The organism is Variovorax sp. UC122_21 (genome assembly GCF_044056785.1).
Taxonomy (GTDB): domain Bacteria; phylum Pseudomonadota; class Gammaproteobacteria; order Burkholderiales; family Burkholderiaceae_C; genus Variovorax.
Genome location: NZ_CP172003.1, coordinates 533,141 through 551,483 on the forward strand (window position 1 = coordinate 533,141; position 18,343 = coordinate 551,483).

Here is an 18,343-nt window from a genome sequence, read left to right on the forward strand (position 1 = left end):
GCTGCTCGTCGCGATGGCGCTGGCGGGCATCGCCAACGGCGTCTACCACCCGGCCGACTACGCGATGCTCTCGGCCGGCATCGACAGCGCGCGCATGGGCAAGGCCTTCTCGGTCCACACCTTCGCGGGCTTCGTCGGCGGCGCCATCGCGCCGGCCCTGCTGATGGGCATCGCCAGCACGCTGGGCGTGCGCTGGGCCTTCGCCGCCACCGGCCTCGCGGGACTGCTGGCCTGGGCCTTCCTGTTCGCGGGCGAGAAGCCGGCGCTTGCGGCACGGCCCGCGGGCAAGCCGAAGACCGCTGGCGGCAGCGGGGCTGGCGTGCGCATCCTCACGCCCGCGATCCTCACGCTCACGTTGCTCTACGTGCTGCTGAGCCTCAGCACGAACTCGATCGGCAGCTTCTCGGTGTCGGCGCTGGTCGGCGGCTACGGCGTGAACCTCACCTGGGCCAATGCGGCCGTCACGGCCTTCCTGTTCGCCAGCGCCTTCGGCGTGCTGGCCGGCGGCGCGTTGGCCGACCGCACGCGCCGCCACGGCCTGGTGGCGGCGGTCGCGTTCGCGGGCGCGGCCGTGCTCGCGGCACTCGCCGCCTGGGGCCGGCTGCCCGATCTCGCGCTCGTGCTGTGCCTGGGCGCCACCGGCTTCCTGACCGGCGTGATCACGCCCTCGCGCGACATGCTCGTGCGCGCCGCCGCACCGCCCGGCGCCGAGGGCCGCGCCTTCGGCATCGTCTCCACGGGCTTCAACATCGGCGGCGCGGTCGGCCCGATGCTGTTCGGCTGGCTGCTCGACCGCGGGCATTTCAGCGGCATCTTCTGGGCCGCGGTGGTCTTCATGGTGCTGACCGTGATGCTGACCCTGCTGCAGGAGCACCGCGCGGCGCGCGCACCAAGGCCGCTGTCCCGCCCCGCCGCGACTTGAGGAAAACGGGGCGGCGACCGACACGCCCGCACCGCGCGTCTGGGGCACACTCGGTCATCGACATCACCTGGGCGCACCGCGCGCTCCCACCGCATGCTGAGCTACGCAATCCAGAAGGTCGGCGACGACTTCCAGCAGACCCACCCGCAGGGCGAGACCACCCTCCTCGGCTTCATGGCCGCGATCGATGCCCATCCGTGGCAGGAACAGCACCGCGAATGGAACGAGCAGCAGGACGGCCCGCTGCCCGCGCTAGTGCTGCGCAACGAGGCCGACCAGCGCGAGCTGTGGGTCACGCTGCTGGGCAACGGCACCGACCGGCGCGGTGAATACCAACTGCAGTCGGTGGCGATGCGCCCGCGCAGGAGTTTCTTCGGCAAGGGCAAGCTCGAGCAGGACGTCGCGGTGTTCGAGACTCGCGACCGCGGCGAACTCGACCGGCTGTGCGAACTGTTCTGCGACGCGCAGTACGAGGCCGTCGACCGCGAAGCGGGTCGGATGGCGGCGCGCGAGGACTGACGGCGCGCCCGCGCGCAAGCACACAGTTTTCCGTTATCCTCCGCCCCGCCCGGACACCCAAGATCCGGCCCTTGCAAGAAGGGGCGTTGACCGCCCGGAGACGGAGAGAGACGAATGAAATCGATGGCGTTCTGGCGTCCGCTGCTCGCGGCCGCCACGATGGCGGTTGCGGCACTGCCCGCCGCGGCGGTGCAGGTGGTGGTCGGGCAGGTGGCCCGATGTCCGGCTCGAGGCGCGGCAGGGGCGGGCCTTCGGGGTCGGGCTCAAGCTGAGCTTCGATGCGGTCAACAAGGCCGGCGGCATCAATGGCCACACGCTGAGCCTGGTGCGCAAGGACGATCTCGGTCAGCCCGAGCAGACCGTGGCGCTGACCAAGGCCCTGGTCGCGGAGAACCGGCCGATGGTGCTCGCGGGCTACTTCGGCACGCGCAACATCGCGGCACTCGTGGCCTCGGGCACGCTCGAGAAGGAGAAGCTCGCGCTGGTGGGCTACCGCTCGTCCGAACTGCGCGCGCCGCCGCCGCTGCTGTTCAACATGCATGCCGACCTGCGCGAGGAGCTGACCAAGATCACGCGCCACCTCGCCACCATCGGCATCAACCGGCTCGGCGTCTTCTACGAGGACGTGCCCGCCTCCGGCGAACTGCTCAAGCTGATGGACGAGCTCGCGGCGGCATCGTCGTCGCGCATCGTGGTGCGGGCCTCGTACCCGGCGGGCACCACCAAGGTGGGCGACGCCGCCGAGGCCTTCCTCAAGGAACCGCCGCAGGCCATCGTGATGCTGACCAGCACCGGCGCCGCCGCGGCCTTCATCGAACGCTACCGCATGGCGCCCAAGGGCACGGCGCAGCTGGTCGCGCATTCGGGCGTCGACGTGGAGCAGCTCTCGCAGCGGCTGTCGGAGCAGCACATGCAGGGCATCGTGATCGCGCAGGTCACGCCGAGCCCGTTCCGCATCTCGAGCAAGCTGACGCGCGAGTTCATCGAATCCACGGCCGGACAGACGCTGGAGGTGCCGGTCAGCTACTCGATGTTCGAGGGCTACATCACGGGCCGCGTGATCGCCGAGGCCGTGCGCCGGCAAGGGCGCACGCCCACGCGCGAAGGCATGGCCGCGGCGCTGGCCTCGCTTGGTGAACTTCGACTTCGGCGGCTACGTGGTCGACCTCGGCCCCAATGCCGGCGGCAACGGCACGCGCTTCGTCGAACTCACGATCCTCAGCAACGCGGGCAAGATCCGGCAGTAGCGCTCTGGACCGTTCGGGCTGAGCCTGTCGAAGCCTCGCGCCCCGCTTCGACAAGCTCAGCCGAACGGTGGGGGTTCATTTCTTCGGGGCGAACAATGCGCCGAGCGCCCGTGCCGCCTTGACCAGCGGCGACGGCCGCAGCTGCTGGTACTCCGCGCGCAGCTCGGTGCGCAAGCCCTCGTCGATCTTCCCGGCGGGCAAGGCCAGCAGCAGTTCCAGCGTCTCGACCTGCCGCGCCACCTGCCCCACGTGGCCATAGCTGCGCGCGAGCCCGATGCGTGCCTTCACGACCTGCGCCGCGATGTCCTTGTCGGTCTCCGCGCCGCAGGCCTTGACCAGCGCCTCGCAGCAGGCCACCGCCTCCTCGTACCGGCCGGCCTTGCGCAGGCGCACGGCGCGGTTGACGCTGGACTTCGCGGCATAGGTGCGCAGCGCGACCTCGGGCGCGTGCAGGCAGGTGTCGATCACATGGCCGTAGAGCGCCAGCGCGGCATCGAGGTCGGTGTCGGCGATGGTGATGGCCTTGCAGAAGCGCGCATTGGCCACGCGTTCGCGCAGGTAGGCGACGTCGGAGCGGGCCCAGCGCACGATGATCGCGTCGTAGGTCTGCAGCTCCTCGGCCTGGCGGCCGAGCTTGTCGAGCTGCACGGCGCGGTTCGACATCGCGAGCGCGACGTCCTTCTCGGCCGAGGTCGAGAGCTCGTTGCCGTAGCGCGCGATGACCTCGTCGTTGACCGCCAGCGCGGCCTCGCGCTGCGACAGGCAGCCAAGGCTGTAGCCCTTGCGCACCATCGCGTCGAGGCAATGGCGCCGCAGCTCGGGATGCAGCGATTCGACATGCGCCTGCAGCACATCGTCGTAGCACGCGATGGCCTCGCGGTGCTTGCCCTCCACCGCCAGCACGCGGCCGCGCTCGATGGTGGCGTCGATCGCATCGCGCTGCGCCAGCGTCAGGTCCTCGTACTGGTCGCCATAGCTCACCGCCGCGCCTTGGCGCTGCAGTCGGTTGAGGCAGGTCAGCCGGCTCGCCGCGGCCTTGGCCAGCGTGTCGCGCATCGCCGCGCCGGTGGCATTCGGGAAACGCGCGAGCAGCGCGTCGTAGACCGGCAGGGCGTCGGCCTCGCGGTCCAGCAGCATCATCAATGCATAGGCCTGGTTGAGGTAGGCGCTGGCGACCACCCCCTCGACCTCGGCGCAGGTGTCGGCCGCGAAGGCCTGCACCAGCGCCGCATAGGCATCGACCGCGCGCTGGAACTGCAGGCGCCCGCGCCAATGGGCCGCGAGCGCGTACTGCGCCTTCACCGCGATCGTGCGCAGGTCGTCGACCGGGTCCTTCGCGAAGCGCGCGACGAGCGCATCGACCGCCGTGGCATAGCGCTCCTCGACCTCGGTCACGGCGACCTCGATCGCCCGGCCCTCCTCGTCCTTGCCGTCGGGACGCGGATGCGCGGCGGGGGCCTGCGCCTGGAGGATGTCGCAGCGCAGGTCCATGGCGCGTGCGATGGCGCGGCGCAGCGCGGTGTCCTCGGCGCCGCGGGCTTCGGTCCAGCCTTCGAGCGCGCGCAGCGCGGCCTCGACGTCGCCGCGGGCCCAGAGAATCCTCGCGCGCTCGATGCGGCCGTGCACGCACTGCAGGCGCGTGTAGGCATCGGCGGACTCGGCATGCAACGCATCGAGCTCCGAGAGCGCCGCCAGCGCCTCGTCGCCCCGGTCGAGCGCGCGCAGGGCCCAGGCCTCGAGCAGCCGCGTACGCGCCAGCTGCGGTTGCAGCAGCGCGCTGCGGTCGTCGCCGAAGCGATCGAGCAGGCGGCGGTAACCGGCGAGCTCGCGTGCCGGGTCGTCGAGCGGCACCAGTTGATCGAGCATCGCGAGCAGCAATTCCTGGCGGACCTGCGTATCGGCATGCCCGGCATAGCGCGACCACTGCCATTCAGCCAGTTCGTCGGCGCGGTCCTCGTCGTCGGGCTCGGCATCGCGGTCGCGCAGCAGCTGCGCCTTGACGCGCAGGATGCGGTTCACGCAGCGCAACACGGTGGCGTCTTCGCTGTCCGCATGCGGGTCGAGCACGGCGTCGCAGGCCGCGAGCAGGTGTTCCTCGAGATCCTCGTCCTGCGCACCGCGCAGCAGATCGCGCTGCAAGGCGAGCGCGAGGTCGGTGCGCGCCAGCGCGAGCGTCAGGCGCCGCTCGGGCTCGATGGCATCGGCGTGCGCGGCGATCAGGGTGTGCAGCAGCGCACGGGCTTCGTCATCGCGGCCCAGCGTCTCGAGCAGGCGAGCGTGGGCATGCCGCGCCTCGGCGGCCCGTGCCTGCAGCGCGGGCTCGGTGGTGGCTTGCAGGTCCTCATGCAGGGCCGCGTATTTCTTCAGCGCCTCGTCGTGGTAGTCGAGTTCCGCCAGCATCCGGGCCTGCGTGGCGCGCACACGAGCCACAAGCACGCGCGTCGCTGGCCAGTCGTCGCCACCGAAGCGCCGCGCCAGGTCCTCGCAATGCCGCACCATGTCGACCCGCGCGAAGGTCGCGCCGCCGGCGGCGCGCAGCTTCGCCTCCTCGAGCCCCGCGGCGACGATCCATTCGCGCAGCGCCAGCGACTGCGCCTGCTCGAAGCGGCGCTGCACCTCCTGCAGCTGCGCCAGCGCGGGCTCGGGCCGGCCGGTTGCCGCCAGCGCGCGCGCCTTCTCGCACTGCGCGCGCGTGATCCACGGCCAGGCCGCGACCGGTGCGAACACCGGGGCCAGCACATCGCGCGCACCGGGCTCGAAATGCGCGCACAGCGCGTCGGCCACCGCCACGATGTCGGCCGTGCGTCCGAGCGAACTCAGCGCCTCGATCTGCCGGAACCAGGCCAAAGCCAGATGCTCCTGCAGGTCGGGCGAGGCGCTGTCGGCGGGCGTGCTCAGCGGCAACAGCCGCGCGACGAGCGCTTCGGCCTCCGCGAGGGCCGATGCGGCGGTGGCAGGGTTGGCGAAGCGAGGTGAAGGGTCCGGGCGATCGATGTCGTGCAATCTGGTGTCCTGGCTGGGGCTCTGCGCTTCATTCTCGCCGCCGGCCTGCCGGCTTGCGGTTCACCAGAACGAATCGTCCTCGCGCGCCTTCACCACGCGCAGCCGGTGCTCGGCGATGCGGCGGATCAGGTCCTCGGGCAGCGGTTCGTCGTAGCGGACCTTGAGCAGTTCCTTGGTGGTCTGATGTCCCGCCAGTTCATTGCGGAACGCCTCGAGCGCCTCGGCCGAGGGCGCGAAGCCCAGGTGCGCCTTGTGGGCCGAGAAGGCGAACAGGAAACGCGGCTCGATGAAGAAAGGCGTGCCCCACTTGATCGCCTCCCGCGCCTCGGGTGCCACGCGCCGCAGCAGCGCGCGCAGGCGCCGCAGGTGCGCATGGGCCTCGGGCGGGGCTGCGGCGATGTAGTCATCGATCGTGGCGGGCGCCTTGCTGGCCATCTCGTTCATCCCCTTCGTGTTCATCCGCCCTGGCGCTGCACGTCCTTCGGCGACCGGCCGAACCTCGCCTTGAAGGCGCGGCTGAAATGGCTGAGGTCGGTGAAGCCGAACTCGAGCGCGGCCTGCGACACCTGCCGCACGCGCCCCTCGGCCAGCGCCCGGTAGCTGGCCTCGAGCCGCTGCTGCCAGAGCCAGCGCGCGGGCGTGGTGCCCTCGGCGGCGAACAGCCGCATCAGCGTGCGCAGCGACAGGTGGCAGTCGCGCGCGATGGTCTCGCCGTCGAGCGCCGGGTCGCCGAGCCGGGCGCGGAGGTAGCGCTTCACCGCGACCAGCCGCGCGTCGCGCGCGCCGGCCTCGGTCCGCGAGGGCGCGAGCTCCGTCTCGAGCGCCGTCGACCAGATGTCCATCGCGGCCTGCGCGAGCGCCGGCGGCGCATCGTCGTGCAGCGCCATCAGCTGCTGCAGCACCGATCCCGCGAGCGCGGACAGCTTCGCATCGCGGCCGACGGGCCGGGCCACGAGTTCGTCGGCCGTGCCGATGCGGCTGGTCAGCAGCGCGCGCGGGATCGCGACCATGACCGCATGCGACCACTCGCCGAATTCGAGGCTGAAGGGCCGCGCTTGGTCGTGCAGCACCATGTCGCCGGGGCGCATGCTCACGCGCCGCTCGTCCTGGCTGAAGCGCGTGTTGCCGCCGAGCGCGAACCAGAGGAAGAAGTCGTCGCGCGGATCGCGCCGGATCTCGGTGGCGCCGCGCGTGACGCGGAGGGTCGCCGCGCCGGGCAGCTTCGATTCGATCTCGTTGAATGCCAGCGCACCGAGCCCGCGCTGCGACACCCTGGCGCGGAACGCCGCGCCGCCCGGCGCGTTCGCGCACTGCGTGACCGAGTAGCTGCGGCACGTGACCTGGTGCCACTTCTCGAAGCTGTCGCCGGGTTCGACCAGGGTTTTCATGGAACGGATGGCAGGTGGAGAACAGAGCTTGGCAAGCCGGGGCCAGCGCGGACGCGCGGCGCGACCCAAGATCGCCGCACCCGCCACCATCCGACTCACCCACCGAGGGGCCAATATGCCTTATCAGATCGATCGCATCAATCCGGCAACCACCGCCGTCATCGTTGTCGACATGCAGAACGACTTCGTCGCCGAGGGCGCCCAGCTGCGCTCGGCCCAGGCCGCGGCCATGGTGCCGACGCTGGCGCGCACGCTGGCCACCTGCCGCGAGCGCGGCATCCGCGTGATCTACACCGCCCACGTGCATCGGCGCGATGGCTGCGACATGGGTCTGTACGACGACCTCTACGGCCCGATCGCCGATCGCACCGCGCTGGTCGACGAGACGCCCGGCAGCGAGATCTTCGCGGCGCTCGCACCGGCCGCGGGCGAGCACGTGGTCAAGAAGCACCGCTACAGCGGCTTCTTCGCGACCGACCTCGACCTGATCCTGCGCGAATGGGGCATCGACACCGTGGCGATCACCGGCACCACGACCGAGAACTGCTGCCATGCGACGGCGCGCGACGCGATGTTCCGCAACTACAAGGTGGCCTTCCTGTCGGATGCGACCGGCACCTTCGACTATCCCGACGTGGGCCAGGGCGCGATGCCGGCCGAGGCGGTGCACCAGGCCACGCTGACCATCCTGGCCTTCTCGACCGCGCACGTGATGACGAGCGAGGAGTTCGTCGGGCGGATCGCCCGCTGACAAGGTGTGAGCCGGCGCAACAGGTTGGGCTTCAGGGCTTGAGCACGACGAGCAGCGCGATGGCGCCGAACGCCGCGACGCACAGCGCCGGCGCGATCCGGACCCATGCGCGCTCGCGGACGCTCGTGCCCTCGAGCTGCCTTCGGAGGAAAGCCGACAGCACGCCGTGCAGCCCCGACAGCGCGAACACCAGCACCAGCTTCGCGTGGAGCCAGCCCGCGCCGAACCAGCCGCCCAGGCTCGCGAGCGCGATGCCCAGGCCCCACACCGCGACCATCGCCGGCACGGTGACGCGGCGGTCCCAGCGCAGGAAGGCCTGCCCCATGCGCTTCTCGTGTGGCAGCAGCACGCCGCCCGAACGGCCGAACGCGGCGGCCGCCACGCCGAGCAGCAGCAGGCCGCCGGTCCAGGCGAGCACCGCGGCCAGGTGCAGGGCCTTGAGCCACAGGTAGGTCATGGGGCCGGCGACGGCGAGGTCGGCTCGCGGTCGAGCAGCTTCCAGCTGTGGAAGCCACCGCCCGGCAGGCAGGCGAAGAGCACGAGCTTGAAGCCCGTGCGCGTGTCGATGTCGCCGAGCGCCGCGGCGTTCGCCACCTTCCAGCAGAAGCCCAGGAACACGAGGCCGTGCAGCGGCCCCATGAGGCTCACGGCCCAGGGCAGGCCGGCGAGGTGTTTCATCGGCACCGCGACCAGCAGCAGGATCAGCAGCGTGGCGGCTTCGAGCAGGCAGAAAAGCCGGAGACGGGAAAGGCGCAGGGCTCGGGACGGCAAGAGCAACTCCATGACGGGAACCTGCGTAGTCTCCCCATGCAATGCCTGAAGCGAAAGTGGCCGGATTGACAAGCTTCGACTGTTTCTCGCCAACCATGGAAGAATCCGCTTCCATGACACCCCGTGCCCCGAAGAACGCCCCGCACCGGCTCGCGGTGCTCGCCCTCCCCGGCCTCATCGCCTTCGATCTCGCGTGCGCCTGCGAGGTTTTCGGTCATGCGGAGCTCGCGCCCGGCCAGCCCTGCTACCGCGTCGCGGTCTGCGGCGAACAGAAGTCCTTCGACAACGGCAGCTTCACGCTCACGGTCCGGCACGGACTCTCGGTGCTCGATGAGGCGCAGACCATCGTCGTGCCCGGCATCGCCCGTCCCGACGCACCGATCGGCCGCGCCGTGCTGCAGGCGCTGCGCGCGGCCTCGGCGCGCGGCGCGCGCATCGCCTCCATCTGCTCGGGCGCCTTCGTGCTGGCGCAGGCCGGGCTGCTCGATGGCCTGAGCGCCACCACGCACTGGGTCGCGGCGCCGCTGCTGGCCGAGCTTCATCCGCGTGTGGAGGTCGATGCCAAGGTGCTCTACATCGACCACGGCAACATCCTGAGCTCCGCGGGCGCGGCGGCGGGGCTGGACCTGTGCCTGCACATGGTGCGCAAGGACTTCGGCGCGGCCGTCGCGGCGCGGGTGGCGCGGCTGTCGGTGGTGCCGCTGCACCGCGAGGGCGGCCAGGCCCAGTTCATCCAGCCGCTCGACCTGCCCGCCGACCGCGACCTGCAGCCGCTGCTCGCATGGGTGGAGCGCAACCTGCACCGGCCGCTGTCGCTCGACGACCTCGCGCGCCAGGCCTGCAGCAGCCAGCGCACGCTGAACCGGCGCTTCCAGCACCAGTTCGGCGTCTCGCCCGCGCAATGGCTGATCCGCGCGCGCGTGCGCCGCGCGCAGGAACTGCTGGAACGCACGCGCCTGGGCATCGAGCAGATCGTCGTCAAGGTCGGGCTGGGGTCGGCGGCGAACTTCAGGGCGCAGTTCCAGCGCGTGGCGGGCGTGAGTCCGAGCGCGTACCGGCAGAGCTTCGGCGCGAGGCCGAGGGCCTGAACTTCGCGGCGCCGATGGCGCATCGGCGCGCGACTACGAATCCTAGTAGTCACGCCCTCGGCCAGCCAAAACGGCAGTAGAGTGCCGCCGAGAACGGAAACGTTTGCACCGCGGGTTCGACGCCGTGTGGCCGACGAAGCCCATTCTTCATACCTTCGACTGATATCCGTCGCCGAAGGTAGTGGAATGGATGTGTCGCCATTGCAATTTGGTTGCAGCTTCTTACGGTCTAGCGGCACGAGCTTCCCTACAGTGCTCGGTTTGCTCGTGGGAGGCGGTCCGCTCCGGTCGTCGCCCTTCCAAGTTTCGCTTCAGGGAGTTTCATGCCCACGCCCGCCTCCAGCCGGGGCCGCAAGATCACCGCGACCTCCGATGCCATGCCCATGCTCGATGGGGTGGCCGCCCTCGAACCCGTCCTGATCGAGGGCGAGGAAGCATTGAGCCGCCCCTATCGCTACACCCTCACGCTGACCACGCCGGCGTCGGGCGCCGTCGATGCGCGCTCGGCCGCGAACATCAAGCTCAAGCCGCTGATCGGCGAGGAGTTCGGTGTGCACATCCTGCTCGACGGCCGGCCCGGCGGCGCGCAGCAGCAGCGCCATCTCTCGGGGCTGGTGACGCGGGCGCGCTTCCTGCGCCTGGAGCAGCGGCGCGCGCTCTACGAGGTGGTCATCGAGTCGTGGCTGAGCCTGGCCCAGCGCTCGCAGGACTTCCGGATCTTCCAGAACAGGAATGTGCTCGACATCGTCGACGAGGTGCTCGGGGCTTACGGCTTCGCGCTCTCGATCCGGGCCACGGGCAGCTATCCGCCGCGCGAGTTCGTGGTGCAGTACGGCGAGACCGACTACGACTTCGCGAGCCGCCTGCTGCACGAGTGGGGCCTCTACTACTACTTCGAGCACACGGCCAACAGCCACACGCTGGTGATCGTCGACGACATGCAGGCGCACGGTCCCTTCCCCGCTGGCGGCTACGAGCGCATTCCGTTCAGCGCCGCCGAGGCCTCGTCCAACGAGGAGCACTGCCATCACTTCCAGCTGGCCGAAGCGCTGCAAAGCGGCCAGTGGGCGACCGGCGACTTCGACTTCACGCGCCCCAAGGCCGACCTGCTGCGCACCAAGGCGATGCCGCGGCGCACCCGGCATGCGACGCGCGAGGTGTTCGCCTGGCCCGGCAACTACGCGGCCGAGGCCGACGGCGAGCAGATCGCGCGCGCGCGGATGGAAGAGGCTGGCGCGCCCGGCCAGGTCGCCAGCGGCGCGGGCAACCTGCGCGGCCTGGCGGCCGGCTACCGCTTCACGCTGACCGACCATCCGCAGGACAGCGCGAATGCCGACTACCTCGTGACCGCCGCGCGCCTGTCGCTGCAGGAAGCGGGCGACGCGACGGGGCTGGAGGAGTTCCGCTGCCGGGTCGAGTTCGAGGTGCTGCCGGCGAACAACATCTTCCGCCCCACGCCCGACGCGTTCAAACCGCGCACCACCGGTCCGCAGACGGCGGTGGTCACCGGCCCCGCGGGCCGCGAGATCTGGACCGACCAGTACGGGCGCGTGAAGCTCGGCTTCCACTGGAACCGCTACTGCAGCAAGGACGAGAGCAGTTCGTGCTGGGTGCGGGTGTCCTCGCCCTGGGCCGGCAGCAACTTCGGCGGCATGCAGATCCCGCGCGTGGGCCAGGAGGTGGTGGTCGACTTCGAATACGGCGACCCCGATCGCCCGCTGATCACGGGCCGGGTCTACAACGCCGACAACATGCCGCCGTGGGACCTGCCCGCCAACGCGACCCAGAGCGGCCTGTCTCTCGCGCAGCTCCGAAGGCGGCAATGCCGCGAACGCGAACGCGCTGCGCTTCGAGGACAAGCTCGGCGAGGAGCAGCTGTGGCTGCACGCGGAGCGCGACCAGCTGCTCGAGGTCGAGAACGACGAGGTCCACACCGTGGGCCGCGACCGCAGCAAGACCGTCGAGCGCGACGAGACCCACCACGTCAAGAACGACCGCACCAGGACCGTCGACCGCAACGAGACGATCACGATCCACGGCCAGCGCGCCGAGACCGTGGACGGCGACGAGGCGGTCAGCGTCAAGTCGAACCGCAGCCATGCCGTCACCGGCACCGAGACGCTGACGGTCACGGGCGACCAGACGCACATCGCCAAGGCCCACCGCACCGCCAGCGTCACGGGCAACCAGACCACCTCGGTCACGGGCACGGATTCGCTGACGGTCACGAAGGCCCGCACCGTCACGGCGCAGGACAACGACCTGTGGAACGTCACGCTGGGCCAGACCACCACCATCGGGCAGGCCTACCAGGTCTCGGCGCGTTCGCATGCCGCGACCTACAACGACGCGATGACGCTCAACGTGCCGGCCGGCCCGGCCTCGGCCACCGCGCAGGGCGACGTCTCGCTGACCAGCTCGGCCGCCAACCTGTATGGAACGGCCGCCCTCAACATGGGGCTGCTGGCGCAGGGCGGCGATTTCTCGGCCGTGGCCTCGGGCAGTGTGGGCGTGAGCGCGGAGAGCGGCACGCTCGACACTTTCGCCTCGGGCGCCATGAGGCATGCGAGCCCGACCAGCGTGGTGCTCGATGTCGACGGCACGGCGGTGGAGGTCACGCCCGGGCGCATCGTGCTGCGCGCGGGCAGCGCGACGCTGATGCTCGACGCATCGGGCGTCACGGTGAACGGCACCAAGATCTTCCTGAACTGCTGAGGGCCGCATCGATGTCCTCCGCGGCACCGGTGCGCAACCCGGTCGAAAAACGCATGGCGCGGCTCCACGACCTGTGGTGGGAGCGCACCGACGATGCGTCGCTGCGCGCGGTCGTGCTGCGGCTGCCGCCCGACTCGCAGCGCATGCTCGATGCCTTCTTCACCCTGCAGATGGTGGACAGCGACTACGCCACGCCCGACCTCTTCGTGCGGCTGGACGCGGCCTTCGAGACCGGCTACCGCTACAGCCGCGAACTGCGACAGGCCCTGATCGAAACCTACCTCCACAACCGGCCGCAGCTCGCGAAGCAGGGCGTAAGCGATCCCTGGGAAGAGGAACACGAAAGCGGCCGCGACAGCGCCGCCGGCTTCGTCGACACCGGCCTGTCGCTGGCGCGCCACCTGCGCCGCCAGCGGCTGTCGGTCGTGCTGCAACCGGGCGGCGTGAGCGACGCGGCCTGCTTCGAGCGCTGGCTCGACGCGGCGCTGCAGGCGCCCGTGCCGCCAGAGGATGCCGGGCTGCTGCGGCTGGTGCTGGTCGACGACAGCGACTCGCGCGCCTGGCAGCCGCTCGTGGAGCGGCATGCGGGCGTCGTGCGCGTGGTCGATGCGCCGCTCGACATCCTGGAGGCCGCGCGCGAGATCGCGGCCCAGGCGGGCGGCGGCAGTGGCGGGGCTGCGCTGTTTCGCCAGCTCTATGCCGACATGCTGGTGCTGCTGCGTCGCGGCGACGCGCCCGCCGTGGAGGCAACGGCCGAACGCGCCGCGCGACTGGCCACGCGCAACGGCTGGTCCGACCAGCGCGCCGTGCTCGACGTGATGGTGGGCGGCGCCTGGCTGCAGGCGCGCGCGACGTCGCGCGCGCGGTTGCGCGCTACCGCCAGGCACGTGCCGCGGCGGAGCAGGCCACGCAGGCCGGCAACCCGATGGGGCCGATGCTGCTGATGCAGGGCTGGATGGCCGAGGGCGGGGCATGGGCCGCGGCCGGCGACATGAAGCAGTCGGCCCATGCCTTCGAGCAGGCGGCCGAGGCGGCCCGCCGCATCCCCAACAGCCTGTTCGCGGTCGAGGGCCAGCGCGCCGCGGCCCAGGCCTGGCTCGGTGCCGGCGAGCGCGACCGGGCCTGGGCCGCGGCGCTGGCCGGCGTGCGCGAGGCACGCGCCATGGCCGACGCCGACCGGCCGAACAGCACGGTGCCGCAACTGCTGCAGGACATGCTCGCGCTGCAGGACCCCCGGCGCTGCGAACGCATCGCGCAATGCGCCTCGGCCTACGAGCGCGAGGCGCGCGCGGCCCTGGTCGAGGCCGATCTCGCGGGCCACCGGCTCGGCACCCATCCACCGACTAGCGCCATCGCGGCGATCGAGACGCAATTGGTGCAGCGCTACGAGCAGCTGTTCCAGGGCCAGCTGCGCGAGCGCGAGCAGCTGGTGCAAGGCGGCGAGGAGGTGTTCCGCACCGTCGTCGCCATGGGGCGCGCAGTGGCTCGACCCGGGCTGGAGCGGGTTGCCGCACGTGAAGCATCCACTCGATCTCGCGCCCGGCGAATGGCGCGAGCCGCCCGCGTTCGCGCGCCTGCCCGATCCGCAGCCCTTCGTCGAGGCCGCCTGAGGCGCGCCGGTTCCTACACGCCACAAGGAAAGCACTTGTTCTTCGCGGCCAAGCATTTCGACCCGCAACTGGGCATCGATGCCCACACCTACCTGGCACCGCCCGGCGTATGGCCGACGGTGCACATCGGCATCGTGATGGACCCGTTCGACTACCTGCCGACCATCGAGGTGTCGCCCGACAACCCGATCGTCAAGGGACTGGGCGCGCTCGGCACCGCGACCGAGGCCGCCAAGAACGCCATCGGCGAAGGCACGGCATCGCCGCAGATACCGGCGCCGCCCGGCGCGCCACCGGGCGATGGCGCGATGCCCGAGAGCATCCCGCTGCCGCTCGGCGCCACCGTCGAGGTGGCCGGCGTGCGAAGCGCCAACGCCGGCACCGGCGGCGTCGACTTCCACATCCTGGTCGGCGCGCCGATGCCGATCGTCAAGGGGCCGGGCGGCCCGCAGTTCGACGACGAGCTGTTCATGGGCAGCCGCACCGTGCTGGCCGATGGCGATCCGTTATCGCGCATCGCGATGCCGGTGCTCGGCTGCAACATCGTCGGCCTGGTGCCGCCGTTCCGCCCGCGCAAGCTGGCCAAGCCCGTGCGCCTGAGCCTGATGCTGCCGACCACCTTCAACGTGGCGATCCCGCCGCAGGTGTTCGTCGGCGGCCCGCCCACCATCTCCTGGGGCGCGATGATCCAGCGCGGCCTGTTCAAGGCGCTGGGCCGCGCCTACACGCGCATCGCGCGGCGCGCGCTCAAGGACATGCCGCCCGGCTTCCTCAAGTGCCAGGTGCTGCGCGCCGAACCGGTCGACATCCGCGACGGCAGCGTCTCGGTGACGCACGAGGACTTCCACGTTCCCGGGCGCCTGCCGCTCACGTGGAGCCGCGTCTACGCATCGCGCGACCACGACTTCGCCGGCCACTGCGGCCTGGGTTGGCAGACGCCGGCCGATGTGCGCCTGGTGGCCGAGGACGACGGCATCCTGAGCCTGCGCGGGCCGGAGGAGTTCGCGCTGTTCACCGAACTGCCGCGCACCGAGGCGCAGCAGGTGCTCGACGTGGTGGACGGCGCCCGGCTCACGCGCCAGGGCGACGCGCTGGTGGTGCGCCTCAAGAGCGGCCTTCGCTATCGCTTCGAGGAAGCGCTGTCGCCCGAGGGAGCGCTGCGCGCACCGTCCCCCTTCGTGACGCGCCTGGAGGACGCCTGCGGCAACCGCTGGGACTTCGTGCGGCAGCGCGGCGAGCTGGCGCGCATCGTCGAGAACGGCCTGAACGGGCTGCCCGGGCGCAGCATCGAGGTGCAATCCCGGCAGGGACGCATCGAGGCCATGGCGCTGCGCGATCCCGCCACGCAGCAGGAGCATCCGCTGGTGCGTTACCGCCAGGCCGACGGCGACCTGCTCGCGGCCATCGATGCGCTGGGCGCCGCGTACGAGTTCGCCTATCTGCAGCATCGCATGGCGCGACACACCGACCGCACCGGGCTGTCGTTCCACTACGCCTACGACGACCGCTGGCGCGTGGTGCACGCCTGGGGCGACGGCGGGCTGCACGACTACCGCTTCGCCTACGACGAGGCGCTCGGCCGGACCGAGGTCAGCAACTCGCTGGGACACCTGACGGTGGTGCGCTTCGACGAGTCCGGCCTGCCGCTGGCGGAGATCGATCCGCACGACGGCGTGACCACCTTCGCCTACGACGATGCCGGCCGCACCGTGGCCGTGACGGCACCGGGCGGGCTGCGCACCGGCTTCGTCTACGACGCGCGGGGCAACCTGCTGGCCGTGCAGCGCCCCGACGGCAGCAGCGTCGGCTGCGACTACGACACGGAAGACCGGCTGTGCGCGATCGTCGATCCGCTGGGCCATCGCTGGCAGCTCGAGAGCGACGCGCGCGGCCTGCCGACGCGCCAGACCGATCCGCTGGGCGCGGTCGCCCGCTTCGAGCACGACGCGCATGGGCAGCTGGTGCGCCACGTCAACGCGCGCGGCGCGGCCACGCAGTTGCATTACGACCGGCACGGACAGCTGGAAGCGCTGGTCGATCCGCTCGGGCGCGTCGACCGCTTCACGCACGACGCGCTGGGGGCGCCTGCTCGGCCGCACCAACGCCCTGGGCGAGACGACGCGCTACCACTGCGACCGGAAGGGCCGGCTGGTGCGCATCGACCATCCCGACGGCGCGCAGATCCTCTGCGGCTACGACGCCGAGGACCGGCTGGTGCGGCACGTGGACGCAGCGCGCGCCGAGACGCGGCTGGCCTACGTGGGCCTCGGCGAGATCGGCCGGCGCATCCAGCCCGACGGCCAGGTCCTGCAGTACCACTACGACACCGAGGAGCAGCTCGTCGGCGTGACGAACCAGCGCGGCGAGCGGCTCGTGCTGCGGCGCGATGCCCTGGGCCGCATCGTCGAGGAGACCGATTTCTGGGGCCAGTCGCGGCACTACGCCTACGACGAGGCCGGCCACCTGAAGCAGATGACCGACCCGCTGGGCCAGCGCATCGCCTTTGCCTGCGACAGGCTTGGCCGCATCACGCGCAAGACGGCGGCCGATCCGCTGCGGCCCGGGCACCAGCAAGATGAGCTGCTGGTCTACGACCGGCGCGGCCAGCTGGTGGAGATGCGCAACGGCGCGGCCCACGTGAAGCGCCGCTTCGACGCGGCCGGCCGCGTGCTCGAGGAATGGCAGAACGGGTTTCGCGTCGCGTCGCAGTACGACGCGGTGGGCAACCGCACGCTGCGCGAGAGCTCGGCCGGCCATCGCGTGCGGATGGAATTCGACGCCTGCGACCAGCTCGCGAGCCTGGGCATCGACGACGAGGCACCGATCGGCATCGAGCGCGATGCCCTCGGCCGGATCGTGCGGGAACAGCTGAGCGCGAGCGTCGTGCGCCACGCCCGCTACGACGCGAACCACCAGCTCACGGCCCAGGCCGTGCTGCGGGACGCCTCGCCGCTGTTCAGCACCCGCTACGACTACGACCGCAAGGGCCAGCTGGTGCACCGGCACGACAGCCTCCATGGCAGCGACCAGTACGGCTACGACCTCATGGGACGCGTCCTGCAGCACATCGATCCCGAAGGCAAGGTCACGCGGCTGCTGCACGATCCGGCGGGCGACCGCCTTCGCACCACCATCGAGCAGACACGGATGCAGAAGGTGGCCGGCGGCGACGACGACGCACCGGTGCACTGGACGCGCGAAGGCAGCTGCGACGGCGTGCACTACGTGTTCGACCGCGCGGGCGATCTGGTGCGCAGAGGACCCGCGGCACACGGCGCGACCGACACGGGCGACGAGCTCGAGCTGGCCTGGGACGCCCACCACCGCTTGATCGAGAGCCGGCGCGGCACGGTGCGCACGCGCTACGGCTACGACGCCGTGGGCCGGCGCGTCTTCAAGCGCGGCGCCACCCATACCACCTGGTTCTTCTGGGACGGCGATGCGCTGCTGGGCGAGGTGCGCCAGGCCCACGACGAACAGGTCGCGCCCGCGTCGCTCAACCCCGCCGCGCTCGCGCAGCGGCGCGCGATACGCGGCCGCCAGCAGCCGGTGGTGGCCTGGGAACGCGCGCGCGAGTACGTGTACTACCCGCAGACCTGCATTCCGCTGGCGCTGGTCGACCCGCTGCCGGATGCGTCGTCGCCGGGCACGAAACGGGTCGCCCACTTCCATGTCGAGCCGAACGGGATGCCGTCGCGGCTGACCGACGGCGCCGGCGAGATCCTCTGGTCCGCGACCTCCACCGCCTGGGGCAGCGCGCTCGCCTCGCGCGCCGCGGCGATCGACAACCCCCTGCGCCTGCAGGGGCAGTACTTCGACGAGGAATCGGGCCTGCACTACAACCGGAACCGCTACTTCGATCCGCACATCGGCGCCTTCGTGAGCCAGGACCCGATCGGCCTCGACGGTGGCGAGAACCCCTACGGCTTCGCGCCGAATGCGCTGGGCTGGATCGATCCCCTGGGGCTGCGCTGCAAGACGAAGCGGCAGCGCACGCGGCTGCGCCGCATCCTGGGCCTGTCGAACAAGCCCGGCAACACGCAGATCACCGCGCGCCTGACGCAGGCCGAGGCGCGGGAACTGGCCGAGGAGTTCGTCGGTCCCGGCTTCACGCAGGAACTCACGGACAAGGGCGGATGGATGCTGAGGTCCGAGGATGGACTGCGCACGGTGCGCGGGCCCAGCAAGAAGCCGACCGACGCGGGGCGCAACGTCCACCCGGTGTCGGGCCAACCCTTCTCCATGACCGGCACGCAGATGAACTTCCAACAGCGTGCCGTGCCCAAGGGCCCTTACGATTCCAACGTTCACGTGGATGTGGAGCCCTGA

At 71.2% G+C, this 18,343-nt stretch carries 13 protein-coding genes and 3 pseudogenes; 11 read left to right on the forward strand and 5 right to left on the reverse strand.

Annotation, left to right across the window (positions count from 1 at the left end):
* The first annotated feature begins 13 nt into the window (after nucleotides 1-13).
* From ACHMXE_RS02735 to ACHMXE_RS02745, 3 genes are all read left to right on the forward strand, one after another.
* Nucleotides 14-922: an MFS transporter gene (locus ACHMXE_RS02735; protein WP_395346699.1), complete on the forward strand. Its 909-nt coding sequence runs from the start codon at nucleotides 14-16 to the stop codon at nucleotides 920-922.
* Nucleotides 923-1,015: 93 nt separating this feature from the next.
* The gene (locus ACHMXE_RS02740; protein ID WP_395346701.1) at nucleotides 1,016-1,441 is read left to right on the forward strand and encodes a hypothetical protein; all 426 of its coding nucleotides are present in this window, start codon (nucleotides 1,016-1,018) and stop codon (nucleotides 1,439-1,441) included.
* Between the two features lie 166 nt (nucleotides 1,442-1,607).
* The gene (locus ACHMXE_RS02745) at nucleotides 1,608-2,810 is read left to right on the forward strand and encodes an ABC transporter substrate-binding protein (RefSeq protein WP_395346703.1); all 1,203 of its coding nucleotides are present in this window, start codon (nucleotides 1,608-1,610) and stop codon (nucleotides 2,808-2,810) included.
* Here ACHMXE_RS02745 and ACHMXE_RS02750 read toward each other — a convergent pair.
* From ACHMXE_RS02750 to ACHMXE_RS02760, 3 genes are read right to left on the reverse strand one after another with little or no spacing between them, the layout of a single operon-like run.
* Complete coding sequence (locus tag ACHMXE_RS02750; RefSeq protein ID WP_395346706.1) at nucleotides 2,764-5,691, reverse strand: hypothetical protein; 2,928 nt, start codon at nucleotides 5,689-5,691, stop codon at nucleotides 2,764-2,766. The two genes, ACHMXE_RS02745 and ACHMXE_RS02750, sit on opposite strands and share 47 nt — an antisense overlap.
* Before the next feature lie 60 nt (nucleotides 5,692-5,751).
* The gene (locus ACHMXE_RS02755; protein ID WP_203206874.1) at nucleotides 5,752-6,126 is read right to left on the reverse strand and encodes an iron chaperone; all 375 of its coding nucleotides are present in this window, start codon (nucleotides 6,124-6,126) and stop codon (nucleotides 5,752-5,754) included.
* 20 nt (nucleotides 6,127-6,146) lie between these two features.
* Nucleotides 6,147-7,079 carry a helix-turn-helix domain-containing protein gene (locus ACHMXE_RS02760; RefSeq protein WP_395346708.1) on the reverse strand — a complete coding sequence of 311 codons (933 nt, stop codon included), beginning with the start codon at nucleotides 7,077-7,079 and terminating at the stop codon, nucleotides 6,147-6,149.
* Nucleotides 7,080-7,194: 115 nt separating this feature from the next.
* Here ACHMXE_RS02760 and ACHMXE_RS02765 point away from each other — a divergent pair, with 115 nt between their 5' ends.
* A complete protein-coding gene (locus ACHMXE_RS02765; RefSeq protein WP_203206872.1) occupies nucleotides 7,195-7,830 on the forward strand; it encodes a cysteine hydrolase family protein in 636 nt (211 codons plus the stop codon).
* A gap of 31 nt (nucleotides 7,831-7,861) precedes the next feature.
* Here the strand turns inward: ACHMXE_RS02765 and ACHMXE_RS02770 are convergent, their stop codons facing one another.
* On the reverse strand, nucleotides 7,862-8,287 hold the full coding sequence (locus ACHMXE_RS02770; protein ID WP_395346710.1) for a CopD family protein: 426 nt from the start codon (nucleotides 8,285-8,287) through the stop codon (nucleotides 7,862-7,864).
* The gene (locus ACHMXE_RS02775) at nucleotides 8,284-8,613 is read right to left on the reverse strand and encodes a DUF3817 domain-containing protein (RefSeq protein ID WP_395346712.1); all 330 of its coding nucleotides are present in this window, start codon (nucleotides 8,611-8,613) and stop codon (nucleotides 8,284-8,286) included. The genes ACHMXE_RS02770 and ACHMXE_RS02775 overlap by 4 nt, the downstream gene beginning before the upstream one ends.
* Before the next feature lie 101 nt (nucleotides 8,614-8,714).
* Between ACHMXE_RS02775 and ACHMXE_RS02780 the strand changes: the two genes are divergently transcribed.
* The 7 genes and pseudogenes from ACHMXE_RS02780 to ACHMXE_RS02810 all read left to right on the forward strand — a co-directional run bounded on the left by ACHMXE_RS02780 (nucleotide 8,715) and on the right by ACHMXE_RS02810 (nucleotide 18,343).
* Nucleotides 8,715-9,689, forward strand: coding sequence for a GlxA family transcriptional regulator (locus tag ACHMXE_RS02780; RefSeq protein WP_395346713.1), 975 nt, complete (start codon nucleotides 8,715-8,717; stop codon nucleotides 9,687-9,689).
* Nucleotides 9,690-10,072: 383 nt separating this feature from the next.
* Nucleotides 10,073-11,428, forward strand: a pseudogene (locus ACHMXE_RS02785) (type VI secretion system Vgr family protein); the annotation flags it as partial.
* Between the two features lie 103 nt (nucleotides 11,429-11,531).
* Nucleotides 11,532-12,404 (forward strand): bacteriophage T4 gp5 trimerisation domain-containing protein, encoded by an 873-nt coding sequence (locus ACHMXE_RS02790; RefSeq protein WP_395347407.1) that lies wholly within the window; start codon nucleotides 11,532-11,534, stop codon nucleotides 12,402-12,404.
* Between the two features lie 11 nt (nucleotides 12,405-12,415).
* Nucleotides 12,416-13,348, forward strand: coding sequence for a hypothetical protein (locus ACHMXE_RS02795; protein WP_395347469.1), 933 nt, complete (start codon nucleotides 12,416-12,418; stop codon nucleotides 13,346-13,348).
* 1,421 nt (nucleotides 13,349-14,769) lie between these two features.
* Nucleotides 14,770-16,020, forward strand: a pseudogene (locus ACHMXE_RS02800) (DUF6531 domain-containing protein); the annotation flags it as partial.
* Nucleotides 15,965-16,144, forward strand: a pseudogene (locus ACHMXE_RS02805) (hypothetical protein); the annotation flags it as partial. The pseudogenes ACHMXE_RS02800 and ACHMXE_RS02805, both read left to right, overlap by 56 nt.
* A gap of 93 nt (nucleotides 16,145-16,237) precedes the next feature.
* Complete coding sequence (locus ACHMXE_RS02810) at nucleotides 16,238-18,343, forward strand: RHS repeat-associated core domain-containing protein (protein WP_395347409.1); 2,106 nt, start codon at nucleotides 16,238-16,240, stop codon at nucleotides 18,341-18,343.